Below are 15,039 nucleotides of genomic sequence, written 5' to 3'. Positions count from 1 at the left end.
GACACCACGGCAAGGGCGGAACGCACCGCAGCCGGGCTGGTGACGCGAGCGGCGTGTCTGTCCGCCGACAGTTCGACGATCGCGCCGACGGCAGCGGGTGCCGCCGCGAACAACGGCACTCGCGGAAGAACAGCGGCCAAGACTTCGCACGCACCGACAATTCGGTGATGACCGCCGCTCAGGTGTGCACGCTCGTGCGCGAGGACAGCATCACGCTCGCCTCCACTGAGAGCGGATGACAAGCCTTGCGTCGCAACAACAAATCCAGGCTTTCCGGCGACGCTGTACGCCATAGGCAGCGGATGATCCAACCACAACACGTCGGACTCCGAGTTGTCGCGGCGCGCGACGATCGAGAGAACATCACGATGGAAATCTCGGACCCTCGCGTGCTCACGTGCCTGCTTGCGGCCGGCCAGCACGATCCGAACGGCGATCACACCCACCACAGCAACGGCTGTGCCGGTGATCAGTTCACCCACCCATGAACTCGTGCCGTGCGCGAAGGCGCTGAAACACCGAGCGATACCGTCGACCAGCCCCTCGACCGGCGCGTGGCTCGGCCACACCAGAACCAAGACCGCGGAGAGAGCGAGATACAAAGCCGACGCCATGCTGCCGAGCCACGCCGCGAGCAGCACCGCCGGTGACAACGCCGAGGAAACGGCTCGCAACACTCTCGGAACCAGGAATCCCACGAGCATCGCACCGAGAAACATCGGCAACGCCAATGTCATTGCACACCTTCCCCGGAAAGACCCCGGCGCAGGGCCTCGTTCTCGGCATCTGTCATGGTCTTGGCGAAGTGCAACAGCACGGCAGCGGAATCGGAACTGCTGTCCAACAATTCGCGCAGTGCTCTGGATGTGGCCTCTTCACGGCTGCGACTCGGCCGATAGAAGTAGGCGCGACTCTTCTTCTCACGACTCACCCAGCCCTTGTCGTAGAGATGCGTCACGACGGTCAGGATGGTGGTGTACGCAAGTTGTCGACGCTCACCCAGGGTCTCGACCAGATCCTTGACCGAGAGCGCGTCGTCGGACTGCCAGAGCACATCCATGACCTCGGCTTCGAGTCCGCCAAGCCCCTGCATTGCTCCTCCATCGCGTCGTGACAGAACTTCAGTCGCCCGTGGTCTTCTCCCCGAACGACACGCCCCGGGAATTCAGGTACGCGAGCGGATCGGTCTTCTGTCCGTCAGATTGCCACACCTCGTAGTGCAGGTGTGGTCCTGTCGATTGTCCACGATTGCCCACGGTCGCGATCAACTCACCCGCCCGCACCTTCTGACCCGCAACCACGAGCGCCTCGTTGATGTGTCCGTAGACGCCGACGGTCCCGTCGTCCTGCTGGATGCGGACCCAGAGCCCGAATCCCGCGGCGGGACCGGATTCGAGCACAACACCGTCGGTCGCCGACACGATGGGCGTTCCGATCGCGTTCGCGATGTCGAGACCGTAGTGGGTGGTTCCCCACCGTGGACCGAAGTTGGACGTCATCGTCCCGCTGACGGGGGCCATCACCTGTGGCTTTTCGGCCTCGTACGCCAGCGCCGCTCGCTCGGATTCGAGTTGTCGCGTCTTGCCGAGTTGTTCGGCTATTCCGGCAAGATCCGTCGACCGGACAAGGTCGAGGATCTCCGGCGCCGACACCGCAGATGCATCCTCGACTACAACCGACGGCGGCGACGCGTGCCCGATGGAAGTGCCGGACGCGAGGATTGCACCCGTCGCCACGGAAACCGCGGCCATGCGCCCGCCGGGTCTGATCGGCTCGGATTTTCGATGTCTTCCCACTTCTCGGTCCTCGCGTCGATGACAAATGAAGGTCTACGCCGCCACCTTACAACTATGTTGCATAGTTTTTAATACATGCACTATTGCGCATATATGCATATGTGTCTAGGCTGGCGTCGACGAAAGGACCTTCGATGTCACACGGACACGGGCACGGAATCTCCCCCGCCGAGGCTGCGACCAGCAACAGCGGCAAGCATGTCAACAAACTGTGGATCGCCGCCGGCCTCGGGTTGGTGACCTTCGTGCTGCAGGTGACGGTCGGCCTCTTCACCTCGTCACTGGCCCTGCTCTCGGACTCGGCGCACGTGTTCACAGACATCTTCGGCATCTTCATGGCGCTCGCCGCGATCCTCGTCGCACAGCGTGCCGCCCGGCGCCCCGACCGTACTTTCGGCATGTACCGCACGGAAGTGTTTGCGGCACTGGCCAATGCGATCCTGCTCTTCGCAGTCGCCGGGTGGGTGCTTTACGAGGCCGCCAGCCGCTTCACGGATCCGCCCGAGGTTCCCGGCCTTCCCGTCGCGACAGTCGCCGTCGTCGGTCTGGCGATGAACGTCATCGCCTTCCTCATGCTGCGCAGCGGCGCGAAGGAAAGCATCAACATCCGCGGCGCCTACCTCGAAGTCATGGCGGACATGGTCGGGTCCATCGGCGTCCTGGTCAGCGGCTTGGTCACGCTCGCGTTCGGTTGGCGCTACGCCGACCCCGTCATCGGCGTCGCGATCGGCCTCTTCGTCTTGCCACGTGCCTTCAACCTGGGCCGCCACGCCGTTCGCATCCTCCTCCAGCAGGCTCCCGACCGCATCGACGTCACCTCGATCATCGAGAAGATCAACGCTCTGCCGGGAGTCGTCGACGCGCACGATCTGCACGTCTGGACACTCACCTCGGGGATGGAAGTTGCTTCCGTTCACGTCACCGCGGTCAGTGACGCCGATCCCACAACGGTGCTCGCAGCAACCCGAACCTTGCTTGCCGAGGTATTCGAACTGGGGCACGCCACCGTACAGGTGGAACTACAGGGAAGCGACGGTAAATGCGCGGAACTCGCCTGGTGAAATGGACATTCCTAAATGAAACATTCGAATTCACCGGGCTCGATAACCTCACCGAATTCGAAGAAAAATTAGGTCTTCTTTAGTTTGGGAACGCTTACCACAATAAGGTCATACTGGGATGACAGGGCCTCTGACCTGCACTATCTTGGAATTCATGACTTCTGGGGAGACTCACATGACCAAATTCCACGCACTACTCCGAGACCAGATTCGCAACGAGTTCAACGCTTCGCATCAGTACATCGCGACAGCGGTTTACTTCGACAATGCGGATCTGCCACAGCTGGCAAAGCACTTCTACAAGCAGGCTGTGGAAGAGCGTAACCACGCCATGATGATCGTTCAGTATTTCCTCGATCGCGACATCAATGTCGAACTCACCGGCGTCGACGCCGCGAAGGCCGACTTCAAGGATGCCCGCGAGCCCATCGCTCTCGCGCTGACGCAGGAGAAGACGGTCACCGAGCAAATCGTCCAGCTCGCGAGCACTGCCCGCGAAGAAGGCGACTACCTCGGCGAGCAGTTCATGCAGTGGTTCCTCAAGGAGCAGGTCGAGGAAGTTGCAAGCATGACAACACTTCTCACCATCGCGGACCGCGCAGGCGCCAACCTGTTCGACCTCGAAGACTTCGTGTCCCGCGAGATGAGCACCGTCGGTGACACCACCGGTGCACCGAGCGCAGCCGGCGGAACCATCTAGCCTGCAGCACTCACGGATTTTGCCCTCGAGCCGAACGGTTCGCTTCCTGCCAGCAGGATCGAACTGATCAGCTCGGGGGCATCTGTCATCGGTACGTGCCCCAGGCCGGGCAGAACCATCAACTTTGCCTGCGGGAACGGCTTTTTCACGCGCTGCGCCTGATACACGGGCAGGATGAGATCGCGTCGACCCCACGCAACCGTCACCGGCACAGTGGGATCCACGATGGGCGGCAGCACGAAGTCCATCTCGAGACCGAGATCGACGAGTTCGTTCGACACGAGCGAACGGCAGTCGGCCAACGCCGCTGCATAACCGACATGACTCGGATGAGCGAAGAACGCGGCGAGCGCCGGATAGCGAATCAGCTTGTACCGCAATGCGCGTGGCAATCCGTCACCCATGAGCTTGGCCGTGCCGCGCAGTGCACGGAACGTGTTGATCGCTCGCACCTGATCGAGGTGATTGACAAAGAACCCGGCCGGCGAAAGAGCTGTCGCCGACGCGACATCTCCGCGCGCTGCCAGCGAGAGGGCAATCCAGCCGCCGAGGGAGTTTCCCGCGACGTGGGCACGCTCCCCCGCCGGCGTCACTTCCTTGACGAACTCACTGACATCGTCGATCAGCTGTCCCATGACGTCCGGACCGAGTTCGGGCAGCAGCGACTCTCCGTGACCCGGCAGGTCGACGGTGACGACGCGGCGGTACGGCGTCAGCTGGTCCAAAAGCGAATCCCACGCCTGCCGTCGATGGACGATGCCATGGACGAGCACAAGCGTGGGACCACTACCGGAGATGTCATGCGACAAGGTCATGTCACCAACATTAACCGTAACTTCGCGTAACGCCTATAGTTCGGGCGAAAAAATCAGCGCAGCGTGACCTGACGACCACGAAGTCCGTCGCGCGAGCGAAGCTCGGCCGAGGTCAGCGGAGCATCGACGGCCAGAGCCTCGGCAAGACGCTCACCGAGCTCGACGGTTGCCGCTACCCACTCGTTTGCATGCTTTTCGCGGTCGAGGTCGAAGACGGGAACCAACAGGCCGTGGGTGCGGAACGAGCCTGCGTAGCGCGAGCCCTCACCCAGATGCAGTCCACCGGTCGCGTGCACGCGCGCCAGCGCGAGCATCAGGTCGTCTTCGCTCTCGGGACGAACCCAACGCAGGTGCGCCTTCTCGCCGGCGTCGACCCACCACGCGGCAACGAGGCCGTCGCCTTCGAGGCGTGCAGAGGGCATGATCGCCGAGTTGGCGTGCTGCACGGTGGCGGCAACCTCGGGATCGGTTTCGACGCCCTCGGGGATCCACCAGTTGAAGTTCTGGTGCACGGTGATGTCGAGCAGTGCCGAGGGATCGACGACAGCGGTGACAGCGGGGGTCTCGGAATCGGGGTTCGCGGCAGAAAGCGCGTCGCCGGGGGCCGCGTCCTTGATCCAGTTCACCGAAGCGGCGAGGTCTGCGCCGAGGTCGGCCGAGTGCGCCTGAACCTGGACACCGACAAATCCGGTGGCCGTCTCGCCCTCGTCACGGACGAGTGCGGCAACAGCGCCGGGGAGGACCGTTGCCAACGTGACGGGACGGTCGGAGCCGATGACCGGCAACGGAGCCGTGGCGGACGGAACGAATTCACGCAGCGCGACCAGATCGCACTCGGCGGCAAGGCCCTCGAACGGGCGGCTGACTACGCCGGCAGCGGCTTCACGCTCTGCTTGGCGTGCCGCCAGCTTCTCTGCGCGTGCGCTGCCCTGCTTCGGTCCACTGTTTCTTTTGCTCTTCTTGGCCACGAGGGCAAAATCTACACGCTGCCCAGCCATTGCTTCGTGCGCCCGGGATGGTTGGTGGCAACCCAACTGACCCCGAGCTCACGACACAGGTCCACATCCGCCTTGTCGTCGACGGTCCAGCAGTACGTCGCGCGACCCGCAGCGGCGGCCCGATCGACCAGATCGGGATGTTCGCGCAGCGCCTTGATCGACGGCCCGATCGCCGTAGCGCCCACAGCCGTCGACGCACCGCCGCCGAGGTACCGCGACGCGTCACCGAGCAGGACCGTCGGCAGCAGCGGTGCCGAACGACGCACTCGCCAGACCGCACTCGCCGAGAAAGACATGACCACTGCCCGCGAGTGATCGGCCGACGGCGGCGACGCGATCCCGAAGCGGTGCAGTTCCGCCAGGAGTTTGGCTTCGACCAATCCGCCGAACCTCACGGGGTGCTTGGTCTCGATGAACAGCTTCACCGGGCGCGCAAAATCCAGAGCGAGGGTGATGAGGTCGGAGAGAGTCAGCAGTTCGGCCGGTTCGCTCGTCGACCCGTAGTCCAGAGCGTTCAGCGAATCGAGCGTCATCTCGCTGACGATCCCCGTCCCGCTGGAGGTGCGGTCGACCTTGCGGTCGTGAACACAGACCAGGTGCCCGTCACGGGTGAGCCGGACGTCGCATTCGAGCCCGTCCGCACCCTCCGCGAGGGCCAGTTCGTAGGCGGCGAGGGTGTGCTCCGGCCGCGCAGCCGACGCACCTCGGTGCGCAACGACGAGTGGACCTCGACGATCTGGGCTCACAGGGCAGCGGTCTCTTTCTGTTCCAGCACCGTCTTCTCTTCCAGCACCGTCTTCTCTTCCAGCACCGAGCGCGGCACTGGCACCCACCGGGTTTCCGATTCCGGTTCACCGCGCCAGCTCTTGCGCTCGATCCGGCGGATCACGACGAGTGTCAACGCCGCGGTGACGGCAGCGATCAGTGCGATGAAAGCGTTCAGCAGAACCCCGTCGGCCATTGCCTGAATCCCCGGGCGTGATCGCCAGTACGCGTTGACCACCAGCAGCAGAGCGCTGAATGCCCAGAAGCCCCACCAGATCTTGACCAGCAGGGTTCCGCGCGGATCGCGGCGGACCAACTCGAAGAGATAAACGGCCGGCATCACCAGGTTGAGGATCGGCACAGCGCAGCCAACGACAACTTCCGACGCTGTGCGTGGATCGGATTCCCGGGCACCTGCGAAGTGTTCACGACGCCGACGAAGCAGCCAGCACACAGCGGCGATTGCCGCGAAGACCGAGATCAGCAGTCCACCCAACTGAGTGAAGTACACGGCGGCGTCGGAGACCGTGAGCAGCGGCTGCGGGATCAGCCTGGTGCGGTTGCGGACCAGGATCGCGTATCTGCCCAGTTCGGCGAAAACCGCCAGTCCGTAGAGGATCGTTGCGAGCGTCAGCAACGGCCCGACTCGGTCGGCCATCCGGTCCGCTCGCGAGGGCGGCACCGGTGAGGTGTCGACGACGTCCTGTAGTCCCCACTGCGGGACAGCGTCGTAGCGCGGAGTGGAGAAGCTACGACGCACTGGTGCGTCCCCCACGCCGCGGGGGTCGGACGGGGAGCGCGCGATCCAGCGGAAGCCACGGCGGTTGGGCGGTTGGTAGATCTCGGTGCGGGTGGGGATCAGCAGGACGCCGCTGCAGCGCGGGCACCACTGCGTCGGGCCGCCGACGACAGGCCAGCGTGCGGCGCACCGGGCGCAGACCTGAACGACACTCACAACTTCGATTCTGTCACGCCGTATCGGTAACGGCAGCAAATGGATTCACTCCCGATTTGTGATCGAACCTCCACCGCGTTCACCTGCATTGTTCGAATAATGTGACCTCCGCCACTTAAAAACTCGAGTTATCCACAGTTTCCACAGGTTCATCCACAGTTCTGGATGAATGAATCGGGCTTTATCCACAGGTCACGGGCAAGACCCTGAGAATTTGCTGACAGGTGTTAGCGAACGATGCACAGGCTCGAGGATGAATTTGACACCGCAGGTCAGTGAACTTTCGGGCGTCGACGTCATTTATCCCGGCAAAGTTCACAATCCATTCAGAAATTGCTCCCGAAAAGACAGAAAAGACCGGTATCCCCTTTTTATGAGAAGTCGGTTTTTGACACACCTGGAAGCATGACCGTCGATGACTTCTCCACAGCCCGAGCCAACTCTGACGTTCACCCCGAGACGGGTCACGCAGCTCGCGTTCGTGTTGATCGGATGTCAGCTCGTCATTCGCATCTGGGTTGCCGCGAGCAATTACTTCTACTGGGACGACCTCATCCTGATGGGCCGCGGAGGACGCTTCCCACTCTTCTCGAGCGAACTCCTGCTCTACGACCACGACGGTCACTTCATGCCCGCGGCCTTCTTCTTCACCGGGTTGATCGCCCGTATCGCGCCGTACAACTGGGCGCTGTCGGCAACGCTGCTCGTCATCGGTCAGGCCGCCGCGTCGTTGGCGCTTCTGCGCGCTCTTCGGTTGGTCCTCGGCCGGCGACCGGCACTGTTGATTCCGCTGATCCTGTATCTGTTCGTCCCGCTGACACTTCCGGCGTTCTCGTGGTGGGCAGCCGCGCTCAATGCGTTGCCGCTCCAGATCGCACTGGCCTGGGCATGCGGCGACGCGATCAAGCTGTACCGCACCGGGCAGGTGCGCTACGTGTTCTCGGGCACCGCGGTTTTTGTCGTCTCCTTGCTGTTCTTCGAGAAAGCAGTGCTCGTTCCGTTCGTCGCACTCGCTTTTCTGGTGCTGTACTTGCGCACACAAGGTGAAGGAACCCCGATACGAAGTGCGATCACGAAGTGCCGACTCCTGTGGACGGCCTGTGCCGCCGTGCTCGCGATCTGGATTCCGGTGTATCTGACAACTGTCGAATCTCCGATCACCGGATACGGCCGTTCGATGTCCACCGAACTGCTGCATCACGGAACGTCTTTGGGGATGCTTCCCACTCTTCTCGGCGGCCCCTGGCGCTGGGAGCGGTGGATCCCCAGCCCCGCCTGGGCCGATCCGCCGACGCTCTTGGTGGCCGCAGCCTGGGCCGCGCTGCTGACGACGGTCGTGATGACAGTGCGTGCCCGACGCGGCGCTGCCTGGATCTGGGTCGCCGCGGCGCTGTACTTCCTGGCCTCTGTCGTGGCGATGACCGCTACCCGATCCGACGCCGACACCACGTACGAGTTGGCGCAGACCTTGCGTTACTTCACGGATTCGGCGACGGTGTTCGCCCTCGCCGCCGCTTTGATTCTCGCTGCGCCTCGGCGACGTCCGGCCCGTTTGCCCGTCGCAGTCGCCGCCGGCCTGTCAGTGCTCTTCGTGATCAGTTCGCTCGTCTCGACCGTCACATTCGTCGACATCTGGCGCGAGAACCCGACCCGCGACTACCTCGCGAACGCGCGAATGTCGTTGTCACAGAATCAGGACGCTCCACTGCTCGAGCAACCCGTCGCGATCCAAGTGCTCCTTCCCGTCGCCTTTCCGAACAATTTGGCAAGCAACGTTCTCGCGCCGCTGCCTGATCGCCCCGAATTCTCTTCCAGCACTCCGATTCTGCGCACCATCGACGACAGCGGTCAGATCGTCGATGCCGAAGTGACCTGGACGAGAAGGACTCCCGAAGGAACGGCACCGAACTGCGGCATCCGTGCCGAAGGCCCGACCGAACTCCCCCTCGACGGCCCCCTGGCCGGCTGGGAATGGACGGTTCAGCTCAATTACCTCGCCAGCGCCGACGGAACGATCGATGTTGCGTTGGAGTCCGGCGACGCAGTATCCGTACCCGTCACCCAAGGTTTGCACTCGGTGTTCGTGCGCCTGGTCGGCCACGGAAACAGTGTGAAGATCACGCCGACAACGCCGGGACCGACCCTGTGTTTCGGCGCCGGACAAGTCGGTGCCGTCGTCCCGACCAAGTGAAATAGTGGCAGAGTAGAACTCATGGAGCTGCGTATATTCACCGAACCCCAGCAGGGCGCTACCTACGAACAACTACTGACTGTTGCCCAGACCGCCGAAAAACTTGGCTACGGCGCATTTTTCCGCTCGGACCACTATCTCGCCATGAATTCCGACGGCCTTCCCGGGCCCACCGACGCGTGGATCACGCTCGCCGGAATCGCCCGCGAAACATCCACCATCCGCCTCGGCACTCTGGTGACGTCGGCTACGTTCCGTCACGCCGGACCGCTGGCCATTTCGGTCGCACAGGTCGATCAGATGAGTGGTGGCCGCGTAGACCTCGGCATCGGCGCCGGCTGGTACGAGGAAGAGCACCAGGCGTACGGCATCCCGTTTCCGGCGCTCAAGGATCGCTTCGAATTGCTCGAGGAAACTCTCGACGTCGTGACCGGTCTGTGGCGTACGACGGTCGGCGACACGTTCGACTACGACGGTAAGCACGTGCAGATCAAGAACTCTCCCGCGCTTCCCAAACCGCACCAGGTCGACGGTCCGCCGATCCTGATCGGTGGCACGGGCAAGAAGAAGACTCCAGCGCTCGCCGCTCGGTTCGCAAACGAGTTCAACATCCCGTTCAAGTCCCTCGAGGAAACGAAGGACATCTTTGCGCGGGTTCGTCAGGCTTGCGTCGAGCACGAGCGCGATCCGAACGAATTGGTGTACTCCAACGCTCTCGTCCTGTGCTGCGGCCGCGACGAGGCGGAGATCAAGAAGCGCGCCGAGGCTATCGGACGCGACGTCGACGAGCTACGTGAGAACGGTCTGGCCGGAACACCTTCGGAGCTGGTCGACAAGATCGGCACTTTCGCCGACGCCGGTTCACAGCGCGTGTATCTGCAGACTCTCGATCTCGCCGATCTGGATCATCTCGAACTCGTCGCAAGCGAGGTCATGCCCCAACTGCAGTAAGGAATGGGCCGGGATCTACAGCGCGTTCGCGTCGAGGAACGCGCGTAGGTCTCGGTCCCACTGGGCCGAGCGGGAACGGTCGAGAAAGACGCGCACCAGCATGAAAGCGATGACCAGCAGCGACATCACGCTGAACCAGGTGAAAACCCCGGTCACCACGGCTGCGACGTCGGCAGCGCTCTGAGTGATCGGAGCTACGGTCTTGTCGCCCTGATCATTGACGTAGATGGGGACCTCGGTGCCGGCGGGCGTCGCCGAGTCGACAGTGACATCACCCGTGTGAACCTGGCCGTTCCAGTTCCACTGCGCGCTGGCCATTTCGGTGGTAGGCGCAATGTAATCGGCTGTCGAGGCGGTGGTCTGCGTCGAATCTGCAGTCGTCGTCGCCGAAATACTGTGTAATTCGGCGGATTGTTTGGCGATCAGTGCGTTCTGGCTCGAAGCAGTCGCAGCCCCTGCCCATACCGCGAGAGGCAGCAGAAGAATCGCGAAAATGATCAGACCGAAGGACATGAACCCTTCGATCCGATCACTGCGGCGAACCATCGGATCGTGGCCTACATGAATGGTGCGTCGGAGCAGCGACGCAGTTCCTCGCGTACTACCTGACATTGTGAGCTCAGTTCTCTCGACGACACACTCTTACATCGAGATTCCCTTTGTTTCGATCTAGTTGCAAGTGTTAACGAGCTGAATCACATGTGTCCTCCAACACCTGTCCAGTTATTCGCTCGGCGGAAGGATGTCCGTCTGCGCCGGAACCTGATCCTGACGGAGCAATCCGACCGGGCAACTGACGCCCGTGGCATGCACCGGGCAGTAACCGCCGGGATTCTTCGCCAGATACTGCTGGTGGTAATCCTCCGCGTAGAAGAAGTCGCGCAGCGGGCCGATTTCGGTGGTGATCGCTCCATATCCGGCTTCGGCAAGCCGTTCACCGAAAGCGACGGCCGACGCATGAGCGATTTCTTCCTGCTCCGCGGACGTCGTGAAGATCGCCGAACGGTACTGCGAGCCCTGGTCGTTACCCTGACGCATCCCCTGCGTCGGATCGTGGTTCTCCCAGAAGTGCGCCAGGATCTGCTCGTAGGAGATCACTGCGGGATCGAAGACCACCAGCACGACTTCGGTGTGACCCGTACGTCCGGAGCACGTCTCTTCGTACGTCGGGTTGGGCGTGAAGCCGCCCGCATAACCCGCAGCGGTCGTGTACACGCCGGGAAGCTGCCAGAACTCCTTCTCGGCGCCCCAGAAACAACCCATCCCTACGACGACCGTCTGCAGTTCGGCCGGAAACGGCGGCGTCAGCGGATGCCCGTTGACGTAGTGCGCGGTCGGAACCGGCATTTTCTGCTCTCGGCCCGGGAGTGCGTCCTCAGGCGCGATCAGCGTGGATTTTGCGGACGCTCGTCCCAGAATGTCGTCGTACCAGCTCATGCTTCGATGCTACGCGCGAGCGACTGTTTCGCCACGCCGTGATCGCCCGGGCGCCGGGCAGCTCCACCCACCGGTAGCCGATTTCTGCTACCGCGGCCGTGGCCAGAAGGAAGAGCGCAAACGCCAGGGTCGGTCCGACGTACAAAACAGTGTTCTCGACGACGCGGTACAGGATCAGGGTGTGCACGAGATAGATGACGTAACTACGCGTCGAGAGCCACTTCACGACCGGCCAGCGCGTCGGGACGCCGTCGTAGCGGCCGATGAGAACTACCGCTGCGGCGACTACCGAAATGGTCCACAGATAGTGCTCACCGGCCCAGTAGACGCGGAACTGGGTCGCCACGATGATGACGTGCATCTGGACGAGGACGGCCGCGATCAGCCAGCGGCCGGGAGCGAGCTTCGCCCACGCGAGGTACATGATCTGGCCGAGGAAGACGGCCGGCAGCGTCGCGGCGATCTTGGACAGCATCGGCACGGTGTACGGCAGCGGCGCGTAGACGTTGTAGAGCAGCACCAGCGAGCACAGCGCACCACCGGCGAGCGGCATGACGATCGGTCGCAGCCGCAGTATCGGGCGAGCCGCGACACATGCGAGATAAAAGAGGAATTGAACGGTGAGTGTCCAGGTCACTCCCAGAACTGCTACCTCGGGCTTGAGAAAGAATCCGCCGAGAAAAAAGCTCATCAACGCTTCGGTATCGGAAATACCTTCCTGACCGCTGAACATTCCGTTGATTCCGAGGCGGACCAGAAGAATGGCAATCGCGGTCGCCACCCAGAATGCGGGCAGCAGTCGACTGAATCGGTTGGTCAAGAACTTTCCGGGTCCGTCGCGAATCGCGGATCGCGTCACCAGAGCGCCGGTAAGCATCATGAATACTGCGACGCCGACAAAAGAGAGGTGCTGGTTGAGTTCGGCAGGCTCGATCAAAACGCCGTAGACGACGTCGATCACCCACCAACCCGAGCCGAGATCGTCGATGACGTAGAAAGAGATGTGGGAGTAGATCACGGCGGCAACCGCCAGGGCTCGCAGCAGGTCAGCGCCCGGAAGATTCACCCGAGGCGCGGCCGCCTCTGGTGATTCCGGGAGGAAAACTGGTGCGGGCATCGCGCAAGTTTAAGGTTCCGTTCACCTTTACGACGAATTTGCGCATATTAGCTTACCCTTAGATCGGGGCAAGTTCGGTTTCCCAAACTTTATTCTTTGGTGATTACTACCTGAGCCGGACTGTTGCGGACGGTGTACGAATGTTATTGGGTGGAAACCCGAAGAATGATTTGCACATACGCGAGTGACGTCACGCCGTGACCGGTGATCGACGCACTCTAAAGCACCAGGGCTCACCAGCCCGCAAAGAAGGGACCCTCGTGTCTGTTTACACGCTGCCGGAACTCCCCTACGACTACGCAGCCCTCGAGCCGCACATCTCGGGCAAGATCATGGAGCTGCATCACGACAAGCACCACGCGGCTTACGTTGCCGGTGCCAACGCTGCACTCGAGAAGCTGGCCGAGGCTCGTGAGAACGACACCATCGCAGCGCAGGCCAACCTGCTCGAGAAGAACCTGGCGTTCCACCTCGGTGGCCACACCAACCACACCGTTTTCTGGAACAACCTCAGCGCTGACGGTGGCGACAAGCCCGAAGGTGAACTCGCCGCAGCGATCGACGACAACTTCGGTTCGTTCGATCTCTTCCGCGCTCACTTCTCCGCGAACGCCAACGCCATCCAGGGCTCCGGCTGGTCCATCCTCGCGTGGGACTCGATCGGACAGCGTCTGATCATCGTCCAGCTCTACGATCAGCAGGGCAACATCTCCATCGGCCTCACGCCGCTGCTGCTCCTCGACATGTGGGAGCACGCTTTCTACCTCGACTACCAGAACGTCAAGGGCGACTACGTCAAGGCATTCTGGAACATCGTCAACTGGAACGACGTTTCGGCTCGCTTCGACCGTGCACGTACCCAGACCGCAGGTCTGATCGTCTAGTCACGCTCTTCTTGCGAACGGCGGCGCCTCACCAGGGGCGCCGCCGTTCGTGTCAGCAGAGCACCACCGAGCAGGACCGTCGTGGCTCCGAAGACCAATGCCAGTGTGCGAGTTCCGGAGTCACCGCTGCTCGCGGTGGTCTGATTCACGGCCACCGGATCCGACAGCACCGAGGTCAGCTGAACCTGCTGCGGGGTGGTCATCGCGGGAATACCGGATTTTGCGCCGTCGAGGCCCGTGACCAGTGACTTGGCGATTCCTTGCAGCGTCGTGAATCCCTGGGTGATCTGATCGGTCACGTCACCGAGCATCTGCGGCGCCTGATCAGCGATGGGAATGAGGCCGTCGTTCAATTGTCCGGCAGCACTGCTCAGTTGATCGCTCGCGCCTTGCAGCTGCCCGACAGCGGTGCGGACTAGATCACCGAGCTCCGTATCGGGCCCGACCGAGCCACCCAACAGCGCCGGAACGGTGCCCAATTGCGCATTCAGCGCACCGAGATCCGAACTCACACCGGCCAGTTGCGCTGTCACGTCAGGCGGGATCGGAAGGCCGTTCAGCGCAGTCTGCAGCGTGTCGATTCGTGTCTTCAGTTCCGTGGTCGAGGAAGACGCCTCCCCCAGCGTCAGGCCCAGTGAGTCCGCGCGCGTGGCCAGCTCTTCCGCCGGCCCCGACGCCTGATCGACAACACCGGACACCTGATCCGCGACGCTCATCAGCTCCAACGCCCCGGACCGTGCGGTCTCGAGGTACGGCAACAGAGTGCCTGCGCCTGCTTTCACCTGATCGATGGACTTTCCGGCCTCGTTGGTTCCGGCGACCAGAATCTGTGCGGTGGTGAGGTTTTGATCGATCGAGCGTCTGGCGGCCGACGTCTGAGCCAGCAGGCCCTTGATGCCGTCCGCGCCGACCTGCGCCGACACGGCCCGAGTCAACTCGGCCGACTTCTCCGAATCCGAGCCCTTCACCTCGAGGTCGACGCTCGCCTGCCGTGGATCCATGCCGAACATCGACGCGACGGTTTCGCTGAAGTCCTCCGGCACGGTCAACGTCGCGAAGTAGTTCCCGCCGGGGTTGTCGACCACCTGGAAGTCGAAGTCTTCGTTCTTGCCCAACGTGTCCACCAGCGTGTCGCCGGCCCGAAGTTCCTTGCCGTCGAGCGTGGTTCCCGCGTCGGCGTTCACGATCGCGACGGTGTTCGAGGTGTCGGCACCGCCCGCGAAGATCACGAACCCGATCCCCGCCACCGCAGCCGCGACGATCGCGGCCACACCACCGACTGCCAGCCGTCGACCGAGTCGTGACGGCCGGCGATGGGAGTTTTCTGTGGTGTTCTCGGCGCTCATGGGCGAGACGATAAAGCAACAAC

Annotated in this window: 16 protein-coding genes; 5 read left to right on the top strand and 11 right to left on the bottom strand. The window is 62.5% G+C overall.

The window, feature by feature from the left end; genetic code table 11:
- The 3 genes from YH3_RS02745 to YH3_RS02735 form a co-directional block, all read right to left on the bottom strand.
- The coding region (locus YH3_RS02745) for a M56 family metallopeptidase (protein ID WP_238592580.1) at nucleotides 1-737 on the bottom strand (737 nt) is incomplete at its 3' end.
- Entirely contained in the window at nucleotides 734-1,093 is a 360-nt protein-coding gene (locus tag YH3_RS02740) for a BlaI/MecI/CopY family transcriptional regulator (protein WP_003944179.1), read from the bottom strand. The genes YH3_RS02745 and YH3_RS02740, both read right to left, overlap by 4 nt.
- 28 nt (nucleotides 1,094-1,121) lie before the next feature.
- Nucleotides 1,122-1,751 carry a M23 family metallopeptidase gene (locus tag YH3_RS02735; RefSeq protein ID WP_064442953.1) on the bottom strand — a complete coding sequence of 210 codons (630 nt, stop codon included), beginning with the start codon at nucleotides 1,749-1,751 and terminating at the stop codon, nucleotides 1,122-1,124.
- A gap of 179 nt (nucleotides 1,752-1,930) precedes the next feature.
- Here YH3_RS02735 and YH3_RS02730 point away from each other — a divergent pair, with 179 nt between their 5' ends.
- Nucleotides 1,931-2,857 (top strand): cation diffusion facilitator family transporter, encoded by a 927-nt coding sequence (locus tag YH3_RS02730; protein ID WP_007735998.1) that lies wholly within the window; start codon nucleotides 1,931-1,933, stop codon nucleotides 2,855-2,857.
- A gap of 154 nt (nucleotides 2,858-3,011) precedes the next feature.
- Complete coding sequence (locus YH3_RS02725) at nucleotides 3,012-3,557, top strand: ferritin (protein ID WP_030535839.1); 546 nt, start codon at nucleotides 3,012-3,014, stop codon at nucleotides 3,555-3,557.
- Here the strand turns inward: YH3_RS02725 and YH3_RS02720 are convergent.
- From YH3_RS02720 to YH3_RS02705, 4 genes are read right to left on the bottom strand one after another with little or no spacing between them, the layout of a single operon-like run.
- On the bottom strand, nucleotides 3,554-4,372 hold the full coding sequence (locus YH3_RS02720) for an alpha/beta fold hydrolase (RefSeq protein ID WP_003944129.1): 819 nt from the start codon (nucleotides 4,370-4,372) through the stop codon (nucleotides 3,554-3,556). The two genes, YH3_RS02725 and YH3_RS02720, sit on opposite strands and share 4 nt — an antisense overlap.
- Before the next feature lie 53 nt (nucleotides 4,373-4,425).
- Nucleotides 4,426-5,340, bottom strand: coding sequence for a DUF5926 family protein (locus YH3_RS02715; RefSeq protein ID WP_003944127.1), 915 nt, complete (start codon nucleotides 5,338-5,340; stop codon nucleotides 4,426-4,428).
- Nucleotides 5,341-5,351: 11 nt separating this feature from the next.
- A complete protein-coding gene (locus tag YH3_RS02710) occupies nucleotides 5,352-6,116 on the bottom strand; it encodes a glycerophosphodiester phosphodiesterase (RefSeq protein WP_064442952.1) in 765 nt (254 codons plus the stop codon).
- Complete coding sequence (locus YH3_RS02705) at nucleotides 6,113-7,090, bottom strand: DUF4328 domain-containing protein (RefSeq protein ID WP_042453204.1); 978 nt, start codon at nucleotides 7,088-7,090, stop codon at nucleotides 6,113-6,115. The genes YH3_RS02710 and YH3_RS02705 overlap by 4 nt, the downstream gene beginning before the upstream one ends.
- A gap of 415 nt (nucleotides 7,091-7,505) precedes the next feature.
- Here YH3_RS02705 and YH3_RS02700 point away from each other — a divergent pair, with 415 nt between their 5' ends.
- Together YH3_RS02700 and YH3_RS02695 are read left to right on the top strand one after the other, a co-directional pair.
- Nucleotides 7,506-9,281 carry a hypothetical protein gene (locus YH3_RS02700; protein ID WP_064442951.1) on the top strand — a complete coding sequence of 592 codons (1,776 nt, stop codon included), beginning with the start codon at nucleotides 7,506-7,508 and terminating at the stop codon, nucleotides 9,279-9,281.
- Nucleotides 9,282-9,302: 21 nt separating this feature from the next.
- Nucleotides 9,303-10,232 carry an LLM class F420-dependent oxidoreductase gene (locus tag YH3_RS02695; protein ID WP_003944174.1) on the top strand — a complete coding sequence of 310 codons (930 nt, stop codon included), beginning with the start codon at nucleotides 9,303-9,305 and terminating at the stop codon, nucleotides 10,230-10,232.
- A 15-nt stretch (nucleotides 10,233-10,247) separates the two neighbouring features.
- Here YH3_RS02695 and YH3_RS02690 read toward each other — a convergent pair whose 3' ends face one another.
- The 3 genes from YH3_RS02690 to YH3_RS02680 all read right to left on the bottom strand — a co-directional run bounded on the left by YH3_RS02690 (nucleotide 10,248) and on the right by YH3_RS02680 (nucleotide 12,786).
- On the bottom strand, nucleotides 10,248-10,844 hold the full coding sequence (locus tag YH3_RS02690) for a hypothetical protein (RefSeq protein WP_223304488.1): 597 nt from the start codon (nucleotides 10,842-10,844) through the stop codon (nucleotides 10,248-10,250).
- Between the two features lie 111 nt (nucleotides 10,845-10,955).
- On the bottom strand, nucleotides 10,956-11,669 hold the full coding sequence (gene msrA, locus YH3_RS02685; RefSeq protein WP_020905733.1) for a peptide-methionine (S)-S-oxide reductase MsrA: 714 nt from the start codon (nucleotides 11,667-11,669) through the stop codon (nucleotides 10,956-10,958).
- Nucleotides 11,608-12,786 (bottom strand): acyltransferase, encoded by a 1,179-nt coding sequence (locus YH3_RS02680; RefSeq protein WP_047272742.1) that lies wholly within the window; start codon nucleotides 12,784-12,786, stop codon nucleotides 11,608-11,610. Before YH3_RS02680 ends, msrA begins: the two co-directional genes overlap by 62 nt.
- A 260-nt stretch (nucleotides 12,787-13,046) precedes the next feature.
- Here YH3_RS02680 and YH3_RS02675 point away from each other — a divergent pair, with 260 nt between their 5' ends.
- Nucleotides 13,047-13,670: a superoxide dismutase gene (locus YH3_RS02675; protein ID WP_003944189.1), complete on the top strand. Its 624-nt coding sequence runs from the start codon at nucleotides 13,047-13,049 to the stop codon at nucleotides 13,668-13,670.
- Here the strand turns inward: YH3_RS02675 and YH3_RS02670 are convergent.
- The gene (locus YH3_RS02670) at nucleotides 13,667-15,016 is read right to left on the bottom strand and encodes a hypothetical protein (RefSeq protein ID WP_064442950.1); all 1,350 of its coding nucleotides are present in this window, start codon (nucleotides 15,014-15,016) and stop codon (nucleotides 13,667-13,669) included. The two genes, YH3_RS02675 and YH3_RS02670, sit on opposite strands and share 4 nt — an antisense overlap.
- Nucleotides 15,017-15,039 lie beyond the last annotated feature (23 nt).

Source organism: Rhodococcus sp. YH3-3, from assembly GCF_001653035.1.
Classification (GTDB): domain Bacteria; phylum Actinomycetota; class Actinomycetes; order Mycobacteriales; family Mycobacteriaceae; genus Rhodococcus_F; species Rhodococcus_F qingshengii.
Note: the sequence above shows the minus strand (reverse complement) of the source record. Positions and strands in the feature narration are given on the sequence as shown.